This is a genomic window from Arthrobacter sp. B2060, assembly GCF_059090445.1.
On record NZ_JBNHFR010000015.1, the window covers coordinates 35,260 to 56,971 of the forward strand.

Annotated in this window: 21 protein-coding genes; 10 read left to right on the forward strand and 11 right to left on the reverse strand. The window is 66.3% G+C overall.

Going from position 1 to position 21,712, the window contains the following annotated elements:
* Position 1 precedes the first annotated feature (1 nt).
* A complete protein-coding gene (locus AC5RUM_RS20275; protein ID WP_494036635.1) occupies positions 2–667 on the reverse strand; it encodes an alpha/beta hydrolase family protein in 666 nt (221 codons plus the stop codon).
* Between the two features lie 37 nt (positions 668–704).
* The gene (locus AC5RUM_RS20280) at positions 705–2,645 is read right to left on the reverse strand and encodes an alpha-amylase family protein (protein ID WP_494036636.1); all 1,941 of its coding nucleotides are present in this window, start codon (positions 2,643–2,645) and stop codon (positions 705–707) included.
* 221 nt (positions 2,646–2,866) lie between these two features.
* On the opposite strand from AC5RUM_RS20280, the gene ligD reads away from it, so the two are divergent.
* Positions 2,867–3,889, forward strand: coding sequence for a non-homologous end-joining DNA ligase (ligD, locus tag AC5RUM_RS20285; protein ID WP_494036637.1), 1,023 nt, complete (start codon positions 2,867–2,869; stop codon positions 3,887–3,889).
* A gap of 6 nt (positions 3,890–3,895) precedes the next feature.
* On the opposite strand, the gene AC5RUM_RS20290 is transcribed toward ligD, so the two are convergent.
* Positions 3,896–4,516: an L-threonylcarbamoyladenylate synthase gene (locus AC5RUM_RS20290; RefSeq protein ID WP_400576613.1), complete on the reverse strand. Its 621-nt coding sequence runs from the start codon at positions 4,514–4,516 to the stop codon at positions 3,896–3,898.
* 196 nt (positions 4,517–4,712) lie between these two features.
* On the opposite strand from AC5RUM_RS20290, the gene AC5RUM_RS20295 reads away from it, so the two are divergent.
* From AC5RUM_RS20295 to AC5RUM_RS20305, 3 genes are all read left to right on the forward strand, one after another.
* Positions 4,713–6,629: a DUF4118 domain-containing protein gene (locus AC5RUM_RS20295; protein WP_494036638.1), complete on the forward strand. Its 1,917-nt coding sequence runs from the start codon at positions 4,713–4,715 to the stop codon at positions 6,627–6,629.
* Positions 6,626–7,300 carry a response regulator gene (locus tag AC5RUM_RS20300; RefSeq protein WP_494036639.1) on the forward strand — a complete coding sequence of 225 codons (675 nt, stop codon included), beginning with the start codon at positions 6,626–6,628 and terminating at the stop codon, positions 7,298–7,300. The genes AC5RUM_RS20295 and AC5RUM_RS20300 overlap by 4 nt, the downstream gene beginning before the upstream one ends.
* Before the next feature lie 173 nt (positions 7,301–7,473).
* On the forward strand, positions 7,474–7,905 hold the full coding sequence (locus tag AC5RUM_RS20305) for a VOC family protein (RefSeq protein ID WP_494036640.1): 432 nt from the start codon (positions 7,474–7,476) through the stop codon (positions 7,903–7,905).
* 33 nt (positions 7,906–7,938) lie between these two features.
* On the opposite strand, the gene AC5RUM_RS20310 is transcribed toward AC5RUM_RS20305, so the two are convergent.
* Positions 7,939–9,015: a class I SAM-dependent methyltransferase gene (locus tag AC5RUM_RS20310; RefSeq protein ID WP_494036641.1), complete on the reverse strand. Its 1,077-nt coding sequence runs from the start codon at positions 9,013–9,015 to the stop codon at positions 7,939–7,941.
* Positions 9,016–9,216: 201 nt separating this feature from the next.
* A complete protein-coding gene (locus AC5RUM_RS20315) occupies positions 9,217–10,860 on the reverse strand; it encodes a LuxR C-terminal-related transcriptional regulator (protein ID WP_494036642.1) in 1,644 nt (547 codons plus the stop codon).
* A gap of 158 nt (positions 10,861–11,018) precedes the next feature.
* On the opposite strand from AC5RUM_RS20315, the gene AC5RUM_RS20320 reads away from it, so the two are divergent.
* The gene (locus AC5RUM_RS20320; protein WP_494036643.1) at positions 11,019–11,489 is read left to right on the forward strand and encodes a GNAT family N-acetyltransferase; all 471 of its coding nucleotides are present in this window, start codon (positions 11,019–11,021) and stop codon (positions 11,487–11,489) included.
* Here the strand turns inward: AC5RUM_RS20320 and AC5RUM_RS20325 are convergent.
* Together AC5RUM_RS20325 and AC5RUM_RS20330 are read right to left on the reverse strand one after the other, a co-directional pair.
* Positions 11,461–12,984 (reverse strand): AAA family ATPase, encoded by a 1,524-nt coding sequence (locus AC5RUM_RS20325; RefSeq protein ID WP_494036644.1) that lies wholly within the window; start codon positions 12,982–12,984, stop codon positions 11,461–11,463. The two genes, AC5RUM_RS20320 and AC5RUM_RS20325, sit on opposite strands and share 29 nt — an antisense overlap.
* Before the next feature lie 26 nt (positions 12,985–13,010).
* Complete coding sequence (locus tag AC5RUM_RS20330; protein WP_494036645.1) at positions 13,011–14,246, reverse strand: NAD(P)-binding domain-containing protein; 1,236 nt, start codon at positions 14,244–14,246, stop codon at positions 13,011–13,013.
* Positions 14,247–14,460: 214 nt separating this feature from the next.
* Between AC5RUM_RS20330 and AC5RUM_RS20335 the strand changes: the two genes are divergently transcribed.
* Positions 14,461–14,982: an MFS transporter gene (locus AC5RUM_RS20335; RefSeq protein ID WP_494036646.1), complete on the forward strand. Its 522-nt coding sequence runs from the start codon at positions 14,461–14,463 to the stop codon at positions 14,980–14,982.
* Here AC5RUM_RS20335 and AC5RUM_RS20340 read toward each other — a convergent pair.
* The 3 genes from AC5RUM_RS20340 to AC5RUM_RS20350 all read right to left on the reverse strand — a co-directional run bounded on the left by AC5RUM_RS20340 (position 14,962) and on the right by AC5RUM_RS20350 (position 18,307).
* Positions 14,962–17,373 carry a phosphoketolase family protein gene (locus tag AC5RUM_RS20340; RefSeq protein ID WP_494036647.1) on the reverse strand — a complete coding sequence of 804 codons (2,412 nt, stop codon included), beginning with the start codon at positions 17,371–17,373 and terminating at the stop codon, positions 14,962–14,964. The two genes, AC5RUM_RS20335 and AC5RUM_RS20340, sit on opposite strands and share 21 nt — an antisense overlap.
* Before the next feature lie 133 nt (positions 17,374–17,506).
* Positions 17,507–17,782 (reverse strand): hypothetical protein, encoded by a 276-nt coding sequence (locus AC5RUM_RS20345; protein WP_494036648.1) that lies wholly within the window; start codon positions 17,780–17,782, stop codon positions 17,507–17,509.
* A 318-nt stretch (positions 17,783–18,100) separates the two neighbouring features.
* The gene (locus tag AC5RUM_RS20350; RefSeq protein WP_494036649.1) at positions 18,101–18,307 is read right to left on the reverse strand and encodes a hypothetical protein; all 207 of its coding nucleotides are present in this window, start codon (positions 18,305–18,307) and stop codon (positions 18,101–18,103) included.
* Positions 18,308–18,408: 101 nt separating this feature from the next.
* On the opposite strand from AC5RUM_RS20350, the gene AC5RUM_RS20355 reads away from it, so the two are divergent.
* The 4 genes from AC5RUM_RS20355 (at position 18,409) to AC5RUM_RS20370 (ending at position 21,157) form a co-directional block, all read left to right on the forward strand.
* Entirely contained in the window at positions 18,409–18,915 is a 507-nt protein-coding gene (locus AC5RUM_RS20355; protein ID WP_494036650.1) for an HAD domain-containing protein, read from the forward strand.
* 154 nt (positions 18,916–19,069) lie between these two features.
* Positions 19,070–20,302, forward strand: coding sequence for an inorganic phosphate transporter (locus tag AC5RUM_RS20360; RefSeq protein WP_494036651.1), 1,233 nt, complete (start codon positions 19,070–19,072; stop codon positions 20,300–20,302).
* Entirely contained in the window at positions 20,299–20,520 is a 222-nt protein-coding gene (locus AC5RUM_RS20365; RefSeq protein ID WP_400576596.1) for a hypothetical protein, read from the forward strand. The genes AC5RUM_RS20360 and AC5RUM_RS20365 overlap by 4 nt, the downstream gene beginning before the upstream one ends.
* Before the next feature lie 61 nt (positions 20,521–20,581).
* Positions 20,582–21,157, forward strand: coding sequence for a dihydrofolate reductase family protein (locus AC5RUM_RS20370; protein WP_494036652.1), 576 nt, complete (start codon positions 20,582–20,584; stop codon positions 21,155–21,157).
* 12 nt (positions 21,158–21,169) lie between these two features.
* Here the strand turns inward: AC5RUM_RS20370 and AC5RUM_RS20375 are convergent, their stop codons facing one another.
* Complete coding sequence (locus tag AC5RUM_RS20375) at positions 21,170–21,712, reverse strand: hotdog fold thioesterase (protein WP_494036687.1); 543 nt, start codon at positions 21,710–21,712, stop codon at positions 21,170–21,172.

Sequence of the window (21,712 nt, forward strand, 5' to 3'; positions counted from 1 at the left end):
TTCAGGCGTTGGCGCGCATGAACTCCGCCACCGGCGGGGCAAGCGAGGCGCCGATCTCGGAGGCTCCGCGCTTGTGCCCTGCCACGGCAAAGGAGTGGTCGCCGCCCTCGCACCAGTGGAGGGTGGCATTCGGTCCGACGCGGGAAACCACGCCCTCAAGCAGCTCCGCCGTCGCGAAGGTGTCGCGCGTCCCCTGCAGGAACAGCATGGGCAGTTCCAGGCCGTACAGGTGCTCGTCGCGCAGCTTCTCCGGCTTGCCCGGCGGGTGCAGCGGGTAGCCGAGATACACCAGGCCGGCTGCGGGCATGCCGTCAGCTACCGCCATGGAAGCCATGCGGCCGCCAAAGGACTTGCCGGCAGCCCACAACGGTTCGCCGTCCGACCGGGACCGGGCCGCGTCCATGGCGGCCCGCCACGCGGCGATCGCGGCCGGCGGCCGGTCAGGAAACTTCCTGCCTGCCTCACGGTAGGGGAAGTTGAAGCGCAAGGTGGCGACGCCGTCGTCGTTCAGCGCGCGGGTGAAGCCGCTCAGGAACGGATGCTCCATGCCCGCGCCCGCCCCGTGCGCGACCACCAGTGTGGCAGAGGCGTTCTCCGGGCGGGCGTACACGCCGGAGACCTGGACGTCGCCAACATCAAGGGTGACAGGGGATTCAGCAAGGGGCATGAGTCCATGATGCCGGATCTCCGCGTGCGGCGCCTGCTCAGCCGGCAGCGCCGCCGGCGCCTGTTTGGCCGGCAGGCACCGCCCTGAGCCAGACGTAGTCCTGCGGGCGCAGGACGACGCCCTCGTCGATCCGGACGTCGTCATCGGAAAACAGGTCCCGGGCCACTGCTGCGAATCCGGACAGCGTCTCGGCCGAAAGCACCGCCGGTGCGTCGCTGAAGTTGGCCAGCGCGAGGATGAGCGACCCGTCTCCGGGCCGCTGGTAGCCCAGCACGGCGGGGTTGTTGGTGGTAAACGGGACCAGGCGCGTCCCGGCCAGTTCCGGCGCCGCGGCGCGTACCGCCGTCATCCTGCGCAGCCCGGCGAAGATTGCTCCCTCCGGAGTCGCCGGATCTGTCCGGTTGGCGTAGCGTTCCGCGGGGAACTGGGGCCGGTGCACCCAGCGGCTGTCCGCCTCGTGGCCGTCTTCGAGCGCATAGTCGTAGTCGTTGAGCTGGCCCACCTCGTCGCCCAGGTACAGCAGCGGTATGCCGCCGGTGCTGAAAGCCACCGAATGGGCGAGCAGGATCCGGCGGATGGCCTCCGCCGAGCCGTCCTCGAGCCCGCACAGCGAGGCCGTGGTCCCGGAGATGCGGCAGTCTCCCGTGCGCGGATTGTCCTGGAACGGCACGCCGCGGGCGAAGCTGCCGGGGAAGCGGTTGACGTAGAAGGAGTTCAGGAAGCGGCGGTGGTCGAAGCCGTTGATGCCCAGCTCGGCGGCGTCCTCATCCGCAAACGTCCAGCCGATGTCGTCGTGGCTGCGTACATAGTTCACCCAGGATGTTCCCGCCGGAATATTGTGGCGGCGCTCCAGGGCCTGGGAAAGCAGGGAGGCGTCGCGCGTGGCCAGCGCCTCCCAGATGAGTGCCATCTGCAGCGGGTTGTAGGAGAGCTGGCATTCGGCAGGGTCAATGTACAGGGCCACTTCGTCGGGATGGACGATGGCTTCGGACTTGAAGAGCAGCGACGGGGCAGCGAGCCGGCAGACCGCATTGAAGGCCTGCAGGAGGGTGTGGGCTTCCGGCAGGTTTTCGCACGTCGTGCCGAGCCGCTTCCAGATGAACGCCACGGCGTCCATCCGCAGGATGTCCACGCCCTGGTTGGCCAGGAAGAGCATCTCGCCGGCCATGGCGCGGAATACCTCGGGGTTGGAATAGTTCAGGTCCCACTGGTAGGTGTGGAACGTCGCCCACACCCAGCGGCCGTCCGGCAGCGGGACAAAGGAGCCGGGGTGGTCTTCGGGGAAGATTTCGCGCACATTCTGCTCGAAGGCATCGGGCATGGTGCGGTCGGGAAAGATCCAGTAGTAATCGCTGTAGCGCGGATCTCCGGCTTCGGCTTTCCGGGCCCACTCATGTTCGTTGGAAGTGTGGTTGAAGATGAAGTCCACCACCAGGCTGATGCCGTTGGCGCGCAGCTGGGTGGCCAATCCGCGCAGCTGTTCCATCGTCCCGAGTTTTGGGTTGACTTCCCGGTAGCTGGAGACGGCGTAGCCGCCGTCGGAGAAGGGCTCGGGGGCCAGGAACAGCGGCATCAGGTGCAGGTACGTGAGGCCGAGTTCCTTGAAGTAGGGAATCCGTGCCCGGATCCCGTCAAGGTCGGCGGCGTACCGGTCCACGTAGCAGACCCCGCCGAGCATGCGGTTGGACTGGAACCAGTCCCCGGTGCCCTCGCGTTCGGCGTCCTTGATCTTCAGGTCGGTGGGGCGTTCCTTCCAGGAGCGGGCGGCCTCGGTCACGAGCGATGCCAGCTGGTCCTGGAAGTCCGGGCGTGAGCCGTACAGGGAATGGAACAGGCGGAACAGGTCGGGGAAATGACGGTCGAAGCGCCGCTCGAAGTCTGCCCAGTCCCTGCTTCCCTTCGGAATGTCCACCTGCTCGGCAACGGAGCTGAGCACCTGCTGCGCTGATGCCTGGTCCAGACGGGCGGATTCAACCATGGAGACTGTCCCCTTCAACGATTCTTGGGCACTGGGCAGTGCCGGGTCCGTTTTATCCTTACAGATGCACCCCCCGCTGCCCATATGCGGGCATGTGTTTCTTGTGGCCGGTCTGCCGGCTGGAGCTGAGCCGGGTGGGGGTGGGACGGGTGGGGGTGGGGCGCAACGAAGGGACGCAGAAGGTACTGACGCAGTGGTCCGGGCCGGGGTAGGTTGTCCCCATGGCCAGCGAACACACCATCCTTACCGTTGACGGACCCAACGGCCCGCGGGACATGCGGATCTCAAGCCCCAGCCGCGTCCTCTGGCCGGAGCTGGGCCTGACAAAACTCGACCTCGCCCGATACATCGTGGACGTCGGCGGAGCCTTCATCGCCGCTAACGGTGACCGGCCGGTATCGCTCCAGCGTTTTTCGGACAACGTGGACGGCGAGCAGTTCTTCTCCAAGAACCCGCCCAAGGGGACGCCGGACTTCGTCCGGTCTGTCACGGTGGTCTATCCAAGCGCGCGCTCGCATCCGCAGCTGGTCCTGGACGAGCCGGCTGCAGCGGTGTGGGCGGTGCAGATGAACACGGTGGTGTTCCACCCCTGGCCGTCCCGGGCCGAGAACTCGGACAACCCCGACCAGCTGCGCATCGATCTTGACCCCCAGCCCGGCACCGACTTCGACGACGCCGTCCCCGCCGCCCTCGAGCTGAAGAAAGTCCTGGCGGAGGCCGGGCTGGAGGCCTTTATCAAGACGTCCGGGAACCGCGGGCTGCATGTCTACGCACCGGTCGAGCCGAAGCGTGAGTTCCTGGACGTGCGCCACGCCGTCATCGCGGCCGCGCGGGAACTCGAGCGCCGGATGCCGAAGAAGGTCACCACGAACTGGTGGAAGGAAGAACGCGGCAAGCGTGTCTTCCTGGACTTCAACCAGGCCAACCGCGACCGCACCATCGCCGGCGCCTACAGCCCGCGTGCACTGCCCCACGCCCCGGTGTCCTGTCCGATTACTTGGGACGAACTGGAGAACGTCAGCCCGAAGGACTTCACCATCCTCACTGTGCCTGAGCGGCTGAAGACCGTGGGCGATCCGTGGGCGGACATGAACGCCAACGCCGGGACCATCGACACGCTGCTCGACTGGTGGGAGCGGGACGTCAAGGACGGGCTAGGTGAGCTGCCGTTCCCGCCGGACTACCCGAAGATGCCGGGGGAGCCGCCCCGTGTGCAGCCGAGCCGGGCCAAGAAGCCGGAGTAGCACGCGCTATTCGAACCGCGACGGATCGCCGGTTCCCCGTCGCACCACCTCGGCGACGCCGCTCGAGAAGTCAATGACCGTCGTCGGCTCTGCCCCGCAGTCGCCGGAATCGACGACGGCGTCCACCACGTGGTCGAGCCGCTCCTTGATTTCCCAGCCCTGTGTCAGCGGATCCTCCTCGTCCGGCAACAGCAGGGTGCTGGAGAGCAACGGTTCGCCCAGTTCGGCAAGCAGCGCCTGGACGAAGCTGTGCTGAGGGATGCGCACGCCCACGGTCTTCTTCTTGGGGTGCAGGAGCCGCCGCGGCACCTCCTTGGTGGCCGGCAGGATGAACGTGTAGCTGCCGGGCGTCACGGCTTTGATGCTGCGGAATACGTCGTTGCCGATGTTCACGAATTGCCCCAGCTGGGCGAAATCCCTGCAGACCAGCGTGAAGTGGTGCTTGCTATCGAGCTGGCGGATGGTGCGGATCCGGTCCAGCGCCTCCTTGTTGCCCAGCTGCGCGCCCAGCGCGTAGCAGGAATCCGTGGGGTAGGCGATCAGGCCGCCGGAATGAAGGAGATCCACAATCTGGGCGATCGCGCGCGGCTGGGGGTCCTCAGGATGAACATCAAAGTATCTCGCCATGGCTAGAGCCTACGGCCCCGGGACCGGTTCCTGCACTCAGCCCACGGAGCCAGTCCCCGTGTGAGGCAGTGCACAGCGGCCTCGCCCGCCGAACCCGTCCCTTGCCCGCCGCGCCGGCCCGGGTGTTCCAGCGAGCATCCTGGCGCGCATTCCCGCCGCGCAGGGTGGCGCCTTCTGCGGGTGAAAGAATGGCGTCATGACACGGGAACGGATTGTCATTGGCCTGTCCGGGGGCGGTGAGGGCGAGGTGCTGATCCGCCGTGGCGCCAGAATCCTGGACGGCACCGACCGCGGGGAGCTACTCGCGGTTCATATCCGCTCCTCAGAGGGCGTGGCGGGCGAATCGCCCCAGGCACTTGAAGCGCAGCGCCGGCTGGTTGTGGAGCTGGGCGGCAGCTACCACACCGTTGCTGCACAGGACCCTGCGGATGCCCTTCTTGAATTCGCGGCACATGCCGGCGCCACCCGGATAGTCATCGGCCAGTCCCGCAGGAGGATGCCGTGGCTCTTGGCGGGCGGCGGCGTGGAACCCCGGGTTGTTCAAGCGGCCGGGGACATCGACGTGCAGGTGGTGCCGCATCCCCGGGCTGGCCGCGGCACGGGCAGGACGAGGCGGGGGGACCTGGGCCGCCTGCGGGTGGCTCTCGGGTTTGCCCTGGCGGCAGCGGTTCCTGTGCTCATGCAGCTGCTGCTTGCCGTGTTCGAACACAGCGTGGCCACCGCCGTGCTGCTCCAGCTCGCCGGGGCTGTGGCTGTGGCGCTGGTCGGAGGCCTGTGGCCGGCCGTGGCCGGTGCGCTCTGGAGCAGCCTGCTGGTCAACTTCTTTTCAACTCCGCCGGTGGGGGATCTGGCCATTCATGACCCCCAGGACCTGCTGTCCCTGGGCGTGTTCGTCGGCGTGTCCGTCGCCGTGGCGGGCGTTGTGGACAGGTCAGCCCGGCGGTCCAAGGAGGCAGCCCGTTCGCGGGCGGAAGCCGCAACGCTCGGGGAGCTGGCCCGCGGCGCCACCCGTTCGGACGATACCGTGGGCAGCCTGCTGGAACAGGCACTGGATGTCTTCGGGGCACGGGCCGCAGCGGTTTTCAGCGGCACCGGGATGCCCGGCACGGTGGTCGGCGACGGGGCGGACCACGATCTGCGGCTGGTTGCGAGCGCCGGGGAGCTCACCGACCGGGAGCGCGCGGGCCTGGACTTCGAGGACCAGACCGTGGAGCCGATCGACGGCGTGACGTGGCTTGTGCTCGCAGGCAGGAGGGTTCCGGCTGCCGAAAGCAGTCTCCTCGGCGCCTTCGCCGCCCACGTCATGGCGCAGCTCGAGCGCCAGCAGTTGGCCGCGAGCCGGTTGGAGGTGCTGAGGCTCGCAGAAGGAAACACCATGCGCACGGCGATCCTGCGGGCAGTGTCCCACGACCTTCGCACGCCGCTGGCCGGAATCAAGCTCGCGGTGGGCGGCCTCCTCCAAAAGGAAGTGACCTACAAGCCCGGAGAACAACAGGAACTGCTGGAGACCATCGACGAATGCGCCGACCGGCTCGACCTGCTGGTGGGGAACCTCCTGGACATGTCGCGCATTACGGCCGACTCGGTTCGCCCGTTGCTGGTGCCAGTCCGTTGGGCTGACGTGCTTCCGCCGGCGCTGCAGGGACTGCAGGCCGGGGCGGTCCGGGTGGAGCTCCCGCCCAACCTGCCCGCCGTCGACGCAGACCCCGGCCTGCTGGAGCGGGTCATCGCAAATATCGTGGAAAACGCCGTCAAGTACGCCCCCGGATCGGACATTACGGTGGCCTGTGTGTCGGATGGCCTGAGCACCGACCTCTTGGACGGGCATCCGGCGGGCGAACTCAGGATCATCGATCATGGAAGCGGCGTGCCGGCCCGGGATGTGATCGCCATGTTCCGGCCGTTCCAGCGCCTCGATGACATACCCCAGTCCACGGGGGTGGGTCTCGGGCTGGCGGTGGCCAAGGGGTTCATGGCCGCAATGGGAGGGAGCCTGACCGCCGAGGAGACCCCTGGCGGAGGGCTGACCATGGTGATCCGGCTGCCTTTGTCCACCGGACCGGTCCATGGCGCGCGGGACGCCGCCCGCCCGTCGTCGGGGGCCGCTCAGTGATACGGGTCCTCGTGGTGGATGACGACCGGCACCTGCTGACCGCCTTGCGGATTACCCTGCAGGCCCACGGATACAGCGTGGACACGGCTTCGGACGGCCGGGCCGCGCTGACGGCGGCCTCCCGGAATCCGCCCGGCCTTGTTGTCCTGGACCTGGGGCTGCCCGACATTGACGGGGCGGCCGTTCTCCGCGACCTCCGCCGCTGGAGCACCGTTCCGGTCCTCGTGCTGTCGGCGCGGCACGGATCGGCGGACAAGGTTGATGCACTCGACGCGGGGGCGGACGACTACATCACCAAGCCGTTCGGGCTTGAGGAATTCCTGGCGCGGCTCCGCGCGCTCCTGCGGCGCGTCCCGGAGGCGGGCGAGCCGTCCACGGTCAGCACGGCCGAGTTCACCGTGGACCTGGGGCAGCGGCTCGTCACCCGGAACGGAGAGGCGGTGCGGCTGACGCCCACCGAGTGGAGCATCCTGGAACTGCTGGTCAGCAACCCGGGGAAGCTCATCACGCAGCAGCAGATCCTGGCGACGGTCTGGGGGCCCGCCTATCAGAAGGAAGCCAACTATCTGCGGGTCTACATGGCCCAGCTCCGCCGGAAGCTGGAACCGGACACGGGCAACCCGCGCCATCTCCTTACGGAAGCCGGCATAGGCTACCGCTTCCGGCCCTGACGGTGCCATCAGCCGGGCCGGCAGCGGGCGGCGAGGGCGGTGTTGACGAGCGTGGCCAGCATCGGCAACACCCCGTGTACCCCTATGAAGGGGAGCCTGTTTGGGGCAACATGTGTAGTGCGGTCCGCCACCCGAGCGGCCACTCAGCCTGTCCCGACTCGAAGGAGAATGCTGTGCCTACCGTGCTCAACCCTTACCTCGGTTTCCGCGACAACGCCCGCGATGCGATGACCTTCTACCAGTCCGTTTTCGGCGGGGACCTGGCCCTCAGCACCTTCGGCGACTTCCACGCCAGCGAAGACCCGGCAGAGGCGGACAAGATCATGCACGGGATGCTGACTGCCGGCAACGGGCTGGTCCTCATGGGCGCGGACACGCCCGTGGGCATGGACTACACGCCTGGCAACAACATCTCCGTCTCGCTCAGCGGGGAGGACGAAACCGAACTGCGCGGCTACTGGGACAAGCTCTCCGGCGAGGGCGGCAGCGTCACGGTGCCGCTGGAGCCCGCGCCGTGGGGTGACACGTTCGGCATGTGCACGGACCGGTTCGGCATTGCCTGGCTGGTCAACATCGCCGGAGCCCAGCAGGCGCCCCCTGCCTGACGATTACTTCCCCGACGACTACTTCCCTGACGACTACTTCCGCGCGACGAAGTAGGCGTTGAAGGGGTCCTCCTCCAGGTCCCGCACCTCCACATCGTCGAAACCGGCCTCGCGGACCATGGACTCGGCCAACTGCACGCCCCACACAGTGCCGAGGCCCGCTCCGCCCTGCGCCAGCGAGACCGACATGCAGTGGGTCGTGGAAATCGCGTAAAGGAATGCGGCCCACGGAAGGTCGATGTTGTCCTCGAGGTTGCTCGACGCCTTCATGTCCACCATGAGGAAGGTGCCGCCGGGGCGGAGCGCCCTGTGGATGTTGCGCAGGACGGTGGCGGGATGGGCCTGGTCATGGATGGCGTCAAAAACCGTGATCAGGTCCAGCCTTTCGCTGATGTCCAGCGCCGAGGCGTCAAGGAGTTCGAAACGGACATTGTCCAAACCGAGGCGTTGGGCTTCGGCGCGCCCTGCATCGAGGGCCTCCTCGAAGAAGTCGTAGCCAGTGAACCGGCTGGCGGGGAATGCAGCAGCCATGAGGTTCACTGCGTGGCCGGCACCGCAGCCGATGTCCGCCACGTCGATGCCGGCGCGCAGTGCCTCCACCCTCCCGGTGAGCGGAAGGATGGACTCCAGGAGGGACGCGTCGTGGACGGCGCCGCTGTCCGCGGCCTGGATCTGTACGAAGCCGGGGTAGTCCGAGTAGCTCAGCCCGCCGCCGGTGCGGAACTTGTCGGCGATCTTTCCGGCGACTTCTCCCATGAGCGTGACATAGGTCAGCGTGCGGGCGAGGTTGTCCACTCCTGGTCCGCTGACTGAGGGGACAAGGGCCCGGTCCAGGAGGTACGTCTTGGCAACCGCGTCGTATTCCACGAACCGTGCGGTCACCATGCCGCCCAGCCACTCGCGGACGTAGCGTTCGTTCAGTCCGGCGGCATCGGCGATCTGTTCGCTGCTGGCAGCCGGCAGGGCGGCCAGTGTCTCGAACAGCCCTGTTTGGTGGCCAATGCTCGCCAGGATGGCGATGGAGGCGTCATTGAGGATCCCGACGAGCCGCTCCGCCCCGGCCTCGACCGCATCCGCCTGCGGGACTGTTTCCGTTTGAATGGTGCTCATGGTCCGTGTCCTTTCCGAAGTTCCGAACGGGATGTCCGGTACTTTGACGCTACGGTCCGCGTTCCGGAGCGCGCATCGGGCGGATGATGCATGTTTCGCGGCGGGGAATGGGTCGCATGATGCAGCGCCGGCTGCACCGGCGTGCGGTGTCAGTTTCACTGAAGTACGACGGCGGCGGGTGAGTCCCGTCCGATGGCCGCGCTACGCCGTCGAACGCTTTTTCAGGCCGTGCTCCTGCGCCCAACCGGCCGCGCCCGTGCGGGAGGTCACCCCGATCTTGAGGAAGATGTTGGCAAGGTGCCGGCGCACCGTCTTTTCGCTGATGACCAGCGACTCGGCCACCTGCCGGTTGCTTGCTCCGCCGCTGACCAGTGCCAAGACCTCCGCTTCACGCGCCGTGAGGCCGCCGGGGGAGGCGCCTTCGAGCCTCCGGGCGTCCGGGGCGGCGCCAAGCTGGCGGTAGATGGCGAGCGCTGTTGCCCGGTCCGCGGCGGCGGTGTCCGACTGTCCGAGGGCGGCGCGGCAGTCGGCCATCAGCTCGTGGATCCGGGCTGTGCTGTAACGGGAGCGCTGCTCGCGGTAGATGCGGGCAGCGGTGTTCAGCACGCCGAGGGCTTCCTCCGGCCGGCCGGCTCCCAAATGCACGATTCCGCGTGCGTGGGCTGCCCAGGCCTGCAGCCCGGGCGACGCGAAGCGGACAGCTGTCTGTTCCAGCTGCTCACAGAACGCCGAGGCGAGGGCCTGATGTCCTGCGGCTGCGGCAAGCTCGGCAGCAGCGAGGCGCATGCGGGCGCCCTCCAGGTCGCCGCTTTCGCCGAGCGCCACCCGAAGATGCTCCAGCGCTGAGTCGTGGTCACCGGCGGCGGCCCGGAGGAGGGCATCACCGGGCTGCGGTTCAACGCCGGTGCCCCGCACCCGGGCGTACGCCGCCACGGCGCCTGCCGTATCTCCGCGCAGCCGCCGGATTTCGCCCAGCTCATAGAACCCGGCCCCGGCCATCCAGCCGTGGGATGTCGCCAGCCGTTCGCTCAGGGGGCCGATCTCGCGCTCCACAGCATCCCAGTTCCCCTCGGCACTGAGCAGCTGCAACTCGTGGACGCGGGTCACGTCCGCATACACGAACGTGCTGGAAAGATCCGCGGTCCAGCGCTCCAAAGCTGCGGTCCAGGCCCGCATGCGGGCGAGGTCGCCAAGTTCGTGGCAGAGGTGGACCACCGTGCAGTAGATGTCGCCCGCCCACTCAGGGGCCACGTCACCGGCGAGCACCGGCAGCATCGCCTCGTCCAGGTCGTTGAAGCCGGCGTCTGTCCGTCCTTTCCGCACCAGGGCGATGGCTGAGAGCACGCGGGCGAAACAGGCGAGGGCAGGGTCCGCGAAGCGCCGGGACAGGGCCTCGACCTTGGCGGCGGCCTCAGCGGCCGCAGCCGGGTCCCCTTCGAGGTCCATGGACATGGCCGCCTCCAGGTACAGAAGATATCCGGCCTCCGGACATTCCGTAATGCCCTGCAGCAGCCGCCGGGCCCGGTTGAGCCACCCAGATGCAACGGCAAGGTCGCCGCGCGTTCCCCAGCGGAGTGCCAGGACAATCGCCGTCATAGCCGCGGAAGCCGGCTCGCCATCACTGTCCTGCCGCCGGTACAGCTCCTCGGCCGCCGCCAGCGATTCGGGCACGTCGCCCAGCCACCAGGCCGAGTCGGCCAGTCCCTCGAGGTCGGCCGGGCCGAGCTGTTCCGGCCCCTGCTCGGACTGGCGCAGCGCAGCAGTGAAGTTGCGGTTCGCCACGTTCCAGTCCCGGCGCCGATAGGCGTCGCGCGCAGTTGTGATCAGGTCGTCGAGTTCAGGCATCGGACAGCTCCCGGATGAGTGCCTCCAGCCTACTGCCGGGGAATGCCGGGGGACAGGCGTTGCCCAGCAAGGCACCGCCGCGATCTTCCTCTGCACCTTGCGCCTGCCCGCCGGGGGACTTCCGTCGGGCAGCCGTCCCGGTGTGATGGAATCAGGGGATGGAGATCCGTCCGTACGTCGAAACCGATGCCGCGGCCACTCTGAGCGTATTCCTGGCGGCGGTGACGCAGACTGCTGCCTTGGATTACTCAGCAGAGCAGATCGCGGCATGGGCACGGCCAGATGAACGGGACGTGAATCAGTGGAACTCCGCAAGGACGGCGTCAAATACCTATGTGGCCACCATCGGGGCCGAGGTCGCCGGCTTCTCCGACGTCCGAGACGACGGCTACATCGACATGATGTTTGTAGCTCCCAAGTTCGGTCGATGCGGCGTCGCCAGCGCCCTGTTATCGCATCTCCACGCCATCGCGGCCCTGGCCGGTGCAACCGAGCTGCACACCAACGCGAGCATTACGGCTCGACCCTTCTTTGAGCAGCACGGGTTCACCGTGACCGACGAGCAGCACTCCATCCTGCTTGGCGTCGAGATGACCAACTTTAAGATGATGCGTCCGCTTCGGAGCTGATGCCAGAACTGTAGGAAATATTGCCGCTAGATGGCCCTCTAAAGCTGGCTCCGTCGAGGCCGGGTCCAGATAAGCCGGGTGCACCAAAACCGCTGACGCCAGGGTTCTCGAAGCCGGCGCCTGCTCCGCTGCCCAAGAGGCTCCGGGTAAGTGCCTCGCCGTCCTCCATTAGCCTGTCGACAGCGAAGCTCAGATGTCTATCATCAACGGGGACGCCCTCCAAGGCGGCAGCAACCACGGCCCGCCGGACGAGTTCTCGGGCAAAGGAGGCGGTCGTTCCTTCGGTGCGAGATGCTGCATCTTCAACAGCGTCACTACTGAAGGGAATCCGGCGGGCGTAGAGTTTCACGAGGTTAATGCGCTCGTCCAAGGCCGGGAGCGGGATCTCTACGGCCAGATCAACGCGGCCCGGACGCTGCGCCAGAGCACGTTCGAGCATATCGACGCGGTTGGTGGTGAGGACGAACGCCACGTCTGCATCTCTGTCCAGGCCGTCCATGGCGTCCAGCACTTCGAACAGCAGCGGTTGCGGTCCGTGCCCGAAGCTTCGGTCCTCGGCAATCAGGTCGCAGTCCTCAAGAACGACGATGGAAGGCTGCAAGGCCCGGGCCATCGTGGCGGCCTCTGCGATTCTGGCCAGCGATCCCCCCGACAGGAGGATGGCGGTGGTTCCCGCGCTCTGGCTCAGAAGATAGCGCACAGTATGGGTTTTGCCCGTCCCCGGCTTGCCGTAGAGAAGGATGCCCCTCTTGAGGTGCTGCCCGTATTCGCTGAGCGACTCTCGGTGTTCGGCGATGCCGAGCGCATGACCTGAAACTTTCTGCAGTAAGCCGTCGGGCAGAATGACCTCGGACTCTGTCAGGGAAGGTCTGGCATGGAAGGTGACGCCTGCGGCGCTGGGACCGTACTCGCCCATAACCAATGAAATGATCTGACCCTTGAGAACGCTCCGGTGCTGCAGTCGCCGACGGAACTCGGAGAGGAATTCCGCCGCACTGCCGGTGTCACCCGCGAGGACCTCGAGGGAAGCTGACAGCCGCCCGAACCGCGGGTTTGCATCCCGCTGCCACACGGCAACTGGCCGGCCTCCTTGTCTAAACAGCCACAGGCCCATGGCCACGGCCTGGCGTTGCTCATCCGGCCCGGTAGCCAGGTTCTTGAAATCGGGCTGCGACAGAGGGAACTGCGGGAAGAACCGGGACTGTTGCAGCATGTCGCTCAGTGACTGGTGATGGCGCTGGTCCCCGCCGCCGATGCCCAGCAGCTGGAAGTCCTCGCTCTCGGCGGCAAGTTCTGCCATCAGGATGTCAGCATCAACGAACCGGTGCACGGCTATCTCCTCCACGACCACGGACAGCGTTTCCGCGGGAACACCGAGATGTTCAGTGAGAGTGGTGAGCAGCTGCTCTCCGCCCTGCACGCGGTGCTGGCCGGACTGCGCAAGCTGCACCAGTTGAGCAAAATCGTCGATGAACTTCCCCAAGTTTTCATCCATGCGCAGACCCTACCAGCACAAGTGGCCTAAGCCGGGGGACATCCAGCCATGTGGTCGGCGAGAAATTCTGCGTCCGCGCCGACACCTGAGAGCAGACCTGACTTGAAGGTGTGCATCCAGTGCAGCCCGAGGAAGTACAGCCCAGGGACTGCAGTGACGCCGCGCTGTTGGATGGGCCGGCCGCGGTCGTCGAACACCGGGATCCTGACCCAGTCGAAGTCGTAGGCATAGCCGGTCGCCCAGATGATCGTGTTAACGCCTTCCCTGGCAAGATTCAGCGAGTCGACCTCTTCAACGGCAGGAAATTGGATCCGTTCCTCCGGCTCTTCCTGATCCAGCCACTCTTCTATCCCGTTGCTGCTGATGAATTGACGCGCTGCCGACAAGAAGCCGGTGTAGGCCTGATCGGCCTCATCGAGTACTTGGTTCGCGTTGGCTTGGACATCGAGGTTTGGGCCAGATGCGCCGATGACCCTGCCGAGGACGCTGACGCCGTCGGCGGCCAGTTGCCGGACGTTGACGTTGTATCCGCCGTTCACGCCAGTGACGACCGTGGAAGGCGGATATTGCCGAGCGGGAAAGCTGTCTATTGTCTGCGCAAAACGGCCCAGTGCCTCCAGCCACCAGTAGACGTCCCTCCCTCTGAAGCGTCTCGGTGCGCGCCGGTGCCGGCTTACCGACAGGTACACGCGGCGCCCGGAATGTAGCAGTTCGTCGGCGATCTGGCAGCCTGAGGCGCCGCTGCCCACCACGAGCACGGCGCCTGCCGGCAGGGCCTCTGGTGACCGGTAACGCGTGGGGTCGAGCTGCAGCACCGATGGTGAGACGTCACTCGCCAGCTGGGGGATCCGCGGACGTTGGAACGGTCCGGTCGCGATAACTACGCGATGCGCATGGATGGAACCTTCAGCCAGGGACACTTCGAAGTCCTCGCCCGTGCCGCGTCCTGTGAGGGCGAGAGCTTCAGTGTTCTCACGCACCGGAGCCCCTGTGCTCACCGCGTAGTCCTCCACCAGACGAAGGATCTCGCTGTAATGTGCGAAGCGGTCGGGATCGTTTCCCCGGTATGTGTAGCCCGGCAGTTGGATCGTCCAGTTGGGGAACTGGAAACGCAAGGAATCCCATCTTTCGGTGCGCCAGCTTTCACCGATTCTCCGACGCTCCAAAATGATGTGCTCGCGCCCTTGCTGCTGCAGGACGCTGCTCATCGCGAGTCCGGCCTGGCCGCCCCCTATGACAACGACGTCCTTCTGCTCCCGCATGCTCAGCTCCCTGAGAACTGGTGACACGCCGAGCGTACCAGCGGTGGTGCACAAGGTGGGAAAGAGGCTATCGCCCAAACCAAACTCGCTCCGTCCCTCACAAGGTGTGTGAGCGGACAGCGCCTGTAGCGAATAATTCTCATTTAAGTTAGTGGCCATATTTGTTTTTCGGGCTGCCGGTGGAACTGGAACGCGGCGGCCAGGAATTAGTGCCTTGGCTGTCGTCTTTGCCTACGCCTCCGTTTTGACCATCACCCTTCAGTGGCCCATAGCCCGGCTCATGCGTAACGCCGGACCGGAAATCGCACTTCCCCTTGGCTTTGCACTGCAGGCCTTGGGCTTCGCTTCCCTCGGGGCGTTGGCGGTCTTCCCTTCGCCAAGCGGCCTCCCTGTGTTGCCTGCCCTTGTGCTGGTAACCGGTCTTGCCCTCGGGAACATGTGCGTGATGCCCATGGCGATGGGCCTGGTAATGGAGTTTGCCGCCGGACGTCCCACCGGCGTGTATTTCGGCTTGCTCGCAAGTGCCGGAGGGCTCGCGGTCGTCATCGCCAACGTCGCCCTGGCTCCGCTCTATGAGCTCGCCTACGTGCCGGGAACCACTGCACTCGCTCCCTGGCTCCTTATGTCCCTGCTCGGGGCGGTGACGGCAACATTCATTGGCCGATTCGTCCCCAACAATGCCCGCAAAGCGCGCAGCGAATTTGACTCTCCACGCCTACTCGGGCGGGGCCGGTGACGTCCAGATCCAGTCGCGGATTTCGGGGAGGTCCTCGAAATGCTCGCGGATGTATGCGGCGTGGGCTTCCAGCTGCCGGTTGCACAGCTGGGCCAGGTCATCCGCCCCGGGCAGCCGGCGCGGCATGCGCCGCAGCGCTTCAAGAGTCAGGTGGTAGCGGCTCATCCGGTTCAGCACCACCATGTCGAAGGGCGTGGTCGTGGTTCCCTGCTGGCTGTACCCGCGCACATGGAACCGTTCCGGGTGGGGCCGCCCGTGCAGCAGCTGGTGGAAGGAGCGGGCATAACCGTGCCAGGCCACGACCACATCGCAGGCGTCCGTGAAGAGGGAGCTGAAGGTGCCGTCGTCGAGGCCGTGCGGGTGGGTGTTCCGGGGCGGGAGGACCATGGCGTCCATGATGTTGACCACCCGGACACGGGCCTCGGGGACGTGGCGCTGCAGGAGCCAGGCGGCTGCCAGTGTCTCCTCGGTGGGGATGTCACCGGCGCTGGCAAGAACGATGTCCGGGTCAGCCGTGCCCTCCGGCTGCTCGTTGCCGGCCCAGTCCCAGACTGACGCACCTGCCTCGGCATGGGCCCTGGCCTCGTCCAGTGTGAGGTATTGCGGATGCGACTGCTTGTCCACCACCACAAGGTTGACGTAGTCCGTACTGAGCAGCGCATGTTCGGCCGTGGCCAGCAGGGTGTTGGTGTCCGGCGGGAGGTAGATGCGCGTCACCTCGCCGGAGAGGGAGAGCACCGTATCTATGAGGCCGGGTCCCTGGTGGCTGAAACCGTTGTGGTCGTTGCGCCAGCAAGTAGACGTCAGCAGGATGTTGAGGCTCGGAATGGGGGAGCGCCAGTCGAGTTCGCGCGCGTGCTGGAGCCATTTGGCGTGCTGGACGGTCATGGAGGCGCTGATCATGGCGAAGGCTTCGTAGCTGGCGAAGAAACCGTGCCTGCCGCTGAGCAGGTACCCCTCGAGCCAGCCTTGGCACAGGTGCTCGGAGAGCACCTCCATCACGCGGCCATCGGCGGAGACGTGGTCACTGGACCCCGCGGCGTCGCCGCCGCCGGGCGGGAGCATCAGGCAGCGGTCGCTCGCCTCGAAGACGGCTCCCAGGCGGTTGCTGTTGGTTTCGTCCGGGCAGAAGAGGCGGAAACGCGGGTCTTCCTCCGTGTTCCGGTAGAGGTCGCGGAACAGTTCGCCGAGCGGCTTGGTGGTCTCGCTGCTCGTGGAGCCGCGCTCGCCGGGATCCACGGCGTACCGCGTCAGATCCGGGATCTCGAGCGGTACGGACGGGCGTCCGTTCGCGGGCGGCACGGACCCCATGCGCCGCTTGCCTTCGGGCGCCAGGGCTGCCAGGTCGGGAAGGAGCCGGCCATCGGCGTCGAACAGTGTTTCGGGTTCATAGGAACGCATCCACTGCTCGAGCAAGGCGAGGTGCTCCAGGTTGTCCTTGACCCCTGACAGCGGCACTTGGTGGGAACGGAACGTTCCCTCCACCGGACTGCCGTCCACGGATTCCGGGCCGGTCCAGCCCTTGGGTGTCCGCAGGATGATGGCCGGCCAGCGGGCGGCGCCGGTCACGCCATTGCTTCGGGCAGCCTCCTGCAGCCCGCGGATATCGGCATATGCTCCGTCCACGGCGGAGGCCAGTTCCCGGTGGACCCGTGCTGGGTCGTCGCCCGAGACCGTGACGGGATCCCAGCCGTGGGCATGCAGCAGCGCCTCCACGTCCTCGTCGGAACGGCGGCCCAACACGGTGGGACCGGAGATCTTGTGCCCGTTAAGGTGGAGGATCGGCAGGACGGCGCCGTCCCTTGCCGGGTTGAGGAAGAAGGGCGCGTCCCATGACGCTGCGAGCGGCCCGGTTTCGGCTTCTCCGTCGCCCACAACGCAGGCGGCTATCAGTCCGGGGTTGTCCATGACGGCGCCGGTGGCGTGCATGAGGGAGTAACCGAGCTCGCCGCCCTCGTGGATGGACCCGGGTGTGGCCGGACCCACGTGGCTTCCGATCCCGCCGGGCGTCGAAAACTGGCGCGCAAGACGCCGCAGCCCCGCCGCGTCCTGGCTGACTTCCGGATACACCTCCGAATACGTGCCTTCGAGGTACACATTCGCCACCACGGCCGGCCCGCCGTGGCCAGGGCCGGCAAGGAAAAGAACCTCCGCACCGGTGCGCCTGATCAGACGGTTGAGATGCACGTAGATCAGAGACAGCCCAGGGCCTGTTCCCCAGTGGCCGAGCAGCCGTGGTTTGATATGGTCCGGCCTCAGCGGCTCCCGCAGCAACGGGTTCTCCTGGAGGTAGATCTGGGCCACCGTGAGGTAGTTGGCGGCGTTCCAATACCGGTGAAGCAGGACAAGTTCTTCGGTGGGAATGACTTCGGCTGCCTCGGTGTCGCCCATGCCTGCCTCTCGTCGGATCTGCTCCAGCGCTGACGGGCACAGTCTATCCTCCGCAGTTTGGGACCTTTGATCCACGTGGGTGCTGCGGACGCGTCCCCTGTGGAACGTGCCATCTGGAAGGCATGTTTGGCCGCTACTCGTGTTTCCAGACCTTGATTGAGGACAAGAGCAGCAGTAGGACGAGTAGCGGAATAAGGACGGAGTCCGGCACGACGCCCAACAGAAGTCCTCCAATAACCGTCCCGGTGATGGAGCCCAGCGTCATGGCCACGAGAAATGGTTTGTTCTGTCCCAGAACGGCGAAGCCCTTGTCCCTGCTGAAGCGGGCGAACGCCACGAGCATGGTGGGAAGCGATACTGCCAGGGAGAGGCTGCCGGCGATCTTGATGTCCGTGCCGTAGAGCAGCACGATTGTGGGGATGAGCAGCTCACCGCCGGGACTCCCATCAGGGCAGCCACGACGCCGATCACCGCGCCGGCCGCGATTCCCAGGATGGTTCGTGGGCCTGCGGGAATGTTGAGGGGGTCGACGGTGAAGAAGTGGGTGACGAATAGCAGCGCAGCGATCAGGACGAGCAGGACCGCGATGACGCGGTAGAGGGTCTTGGACTTGAGCCGGGTGGCCCAGTGGGCTCCGATCCAGGCGCCGATGAGGCTGCGGCCAGGAAGACCAAGGCCATAGATTGCTGGGCCCTTCCTGATGACGGCAGCTGCAGAGCGGGGCTTTTCATATCTGAAAATTAACAGTCCCACCCGCGCCGAGTTTGCCGCCGAGGCGTTCGCGCAGGAGGGTGCTGGCGTCGCTGAGGCCGAGGATCTCCACATCTTTGCCGTGGTGGTACTTCCCGGTGATGGTGCCCAGTGCGGCCATGGCGAAGGCGTCCCAGAAGTGGGAGGCGTGCATGTCGAGGGGCATCCCCTTGCCCCGCATCACACCGGTTCCATAACGTTGGAACCAGAGCCGGGGGCGGACGAAGAGCCGGGGGCTGGCTGGGGCCGGTGCCTCGCCTGCCGCCGCAGTGGAAGGACCATGCCGTGGGAAACGCGTCACTTTACCTGGACGTGGACGGCGTGGTGTGCCCGTTTGGCGCCGCCGGACTCACGCCGTGGGGTTCGGCCTGGAGGTATGCGTACACCGGCATGCTCGAGGTGGCCTATGCGGCCGAATTGATCGACGAACTCAACGGGCTGGCGCCGACACCGGGCCTTCGCTGCGTCTGGCTGACCAGCTGGGAGGAACTGGCGCCTGCGGTGCTGTGCCCCGCAACCGGGCTCGACGGCGGAGACTGGCCGGTGCTGACCGCGGACGGCGCGGGCAGTGGAGCGGACTGGTGGAAGCTGGAGGCCATCCAGGCCGACGTCGAGTTCAGCCGTCCCGAGCGGATCATCTGGGTGGACGACCAGCTTGCCTTCGAAGGCCGGGCACAGTCCTGGGCCAGGATCCTGCGCGGGCGTGCGCTGCTGGTCTCGCCCGATCCGAGGCGGGGTCTGTCCCCCGGGGAGCTTGAAGCCATTCGGACGTTCATGGAAGACCGGGTTTGATCTGAAGTGCGTGGCGCGTACGATCTATAGGGTTTCAAACCCGTTTCTGCAGCCACTGCAAGTCCCATCGCGTGAACAGCCGGTGAACTCTGTGCTTTGCAGGCGTCCGGGGAAGTGGAACTGCTGATCATCGACTCTGCAGATTGGGCAACAGGTGGATATCACCTTAATGGTGGCGCTGGTCATAGCACTGGCCTTATTTTTCGACTTCACCAACGGATTTCATGACACCGCGAATGCGATGGCCACGCCCATCGCCACCGGTGCCATCAAACCCAAGACGGCAGTTGCACTCGCAGCCGTCCTGAACCTGGTGGGCGCGTTCCTGTCCACGGAAGTGGCCAAGACGGTTTCCGGCGGCATCATCCGTGAGGGAAACGACGGCATCCAGATCACGCCGGACATCATCTTCGCCGGCCTCATGGGCGCGATCCTTTGGAACATGATCACGTGGCTGAAGGGCCTGCCGTCCAGCTCGTCCCACGCCCTTTTCGGCGGGCTCATCGGAGCCGCTGTGGCCGGCATCGGGTTCCACTCCATCAATCTGGAGTCCCTGATGCAGAAGGTCATCCTGCCGGCCATCTTCGCCCCGCTCATTGCCGGGATTGTGGCCTACATCTGCACCCGCGTGGCCTACGCGCTCACCTCCCGGCACGATCCCGAGACCGGCAGCAAGCTCACGCAGAAACGCGGCGGCTTCCGGACCGGCCAGATCTTCACGTCCAGCCTCGTGGCGCTGGCGCACGGCACCAACGACGCCCAGAAGACCATGGGCATCATCACGCTCGTGCTGATCGCCGCCGGAACGCAGGAGCCGGGTTCAGGCCCGGTGTTCTGGGTCATCGCGGCCTGCGCGTTCGCCATCGCCATCGGAACCTACGCAGGCGGCTGGCGGATCATCAGGACCATGGGCGCGGGCCTTACTGAGGTCAAGCCCGCGCAGGGCTTCGCAGCCGAATCCAGCACCGCGTCCGCCATTCTCGCCTCCTCGCACCTTGGCTTCGCCCTCTCCACCACGCAGGTGGCCTCCGGTTCCGTGATCGGTTCGGGCATGGGCCGCAAGGGGACAACCGTCCGCTGGGGCATGGTGGGGCGCATCGCGCTTGGCTGGCTCTTCACCCTGCCCGCAGCGGGCGTTGTCGGTGCACTCACCGCGATCCTCGTCAAGACGGGCACCGTGGGCGTGGTGATCGCCGCCGTCGCCGGAACCGGAGCAGTGCTCTACATGTTCCTGGTCTCACGCAAGTCCGCAGTTGGCCACCACAACGCCGTAGAGGTCGAAGAAGCAGGGCAGGCCGTCCGCTTCGCCAAGAAGAAAGCCCTCGCCCGGGCCGCACGCGCCGCCGAGCGCGCCAAGGCGAACAACCCGAAGGACACGCAGCGATGAAGTGGTTGGAACTCCTCACCGTAGCCGGTGCCACGCTGACCGCAGCCGTAACCGTTGTGGTCCTGTATTCCCTGGGCGTCCGCCTCACCGCCATTGCCGGAGACAGCCAGACTGCCGCCCCCGCATGGGTCCGCTACTTCGCCTACATCTGCTTCGGCCTTTGCGGAGTGGCAGTGCTGTTCGGGCTTTACCTGATCATTCCCTACTTCAGCGGATAGCGGCCAGCGGCCAGCGTCCGCCGCTCTGGGAACCTCGCACTGGACTCGCTAGGCTGGGCCCATGTCCAGTGTCCAGTACTACGTGGCGTCTTCCCTCGACGGGTTCATCGCCACGGCTGATGATGACCTTGCATGGCTGCTGCAGTTCGACGGGTTCGAAGGCGGGAAAGAAAGCTACGACTCCTTCATGGCCGGCGTGGGCTGCATCGTGATGGGCGGCGCAACCTACCAGTGGCTCATGGACCACGAGCCGGGCAACTGGCCTTACGCCGACATGCCCTGCTGGGTGTTCACGCACCACGAATTCAGCGCCCCGCCGGGTGCGGACATCACGTTCGTTCGCGGTGACGTCGCTGAGTTCGCTGACGATTTCACCGGCGACGCCGCAGGCAAAAACGTCTGGGTGGTAGGAGGAGGCGAACTCGCCGCCCAGTTCGCCGACGCAGGCCTGCTCGATGAACTGATCGTCTCGATCATCCCCGTCGTGCTCGGACGGGGGAAGCGGCTGCTGCCGCTGAAAAGTCCGACGCCGCCGCTTGAGTTGGTGGATTCCCGCACCCAAGGGCGGGGGATCGTGGAGTTGCGGTACCGCTTCGTGGCAGGGTCAGCCACAGGGCAGACGTCCGGGCCAGGCTAGACGGCGGAGCAGCTACGCGCCGATGTCCCGGATCAGGTTGGTGAGGCGGGCGGTGGAGAGCCGGCGGCCCTGCTCATCTGTCATGACAATCTCGTGGGTGGTCAGCGTGCGGCCGAGGTGGATGGCAGTGCATGTGCCCGTCACGGTGCCCGACGCGATGGCCCGGTGATGCGTTGCCCCGACTTCGATTCCCAGTGCCTGCCGGCCCGGCCCCGCATGCATCCCCGCCGCGAATGATCCCAGGGTCTCGGCCAGCACCACGTGGGCGCCGCCATGGAGGATTCCCGCCACCTGGGTGTTCCCCTCCACCGGCATCGTGGCCACCGTCCGTTCGGGGCTCATCTCCAGGAAACGGATGCCCATCTTCACCACGAGCGCACCGATTCCGTACGCGCCCAGCCAATCGTGGAGGTGTTCTGGCACACCAGCGGCAAAGAGCTCTTCCCTGAACTGGGCCTCGACGGAGGGAACCTCCCCGGCAGGGCGCGTTGCTTCCGCCGGCCCGCGATCCCCGGCCCGTTCCTCGTCAGGGCTGCCGAGAGTGAAATTGTCCAT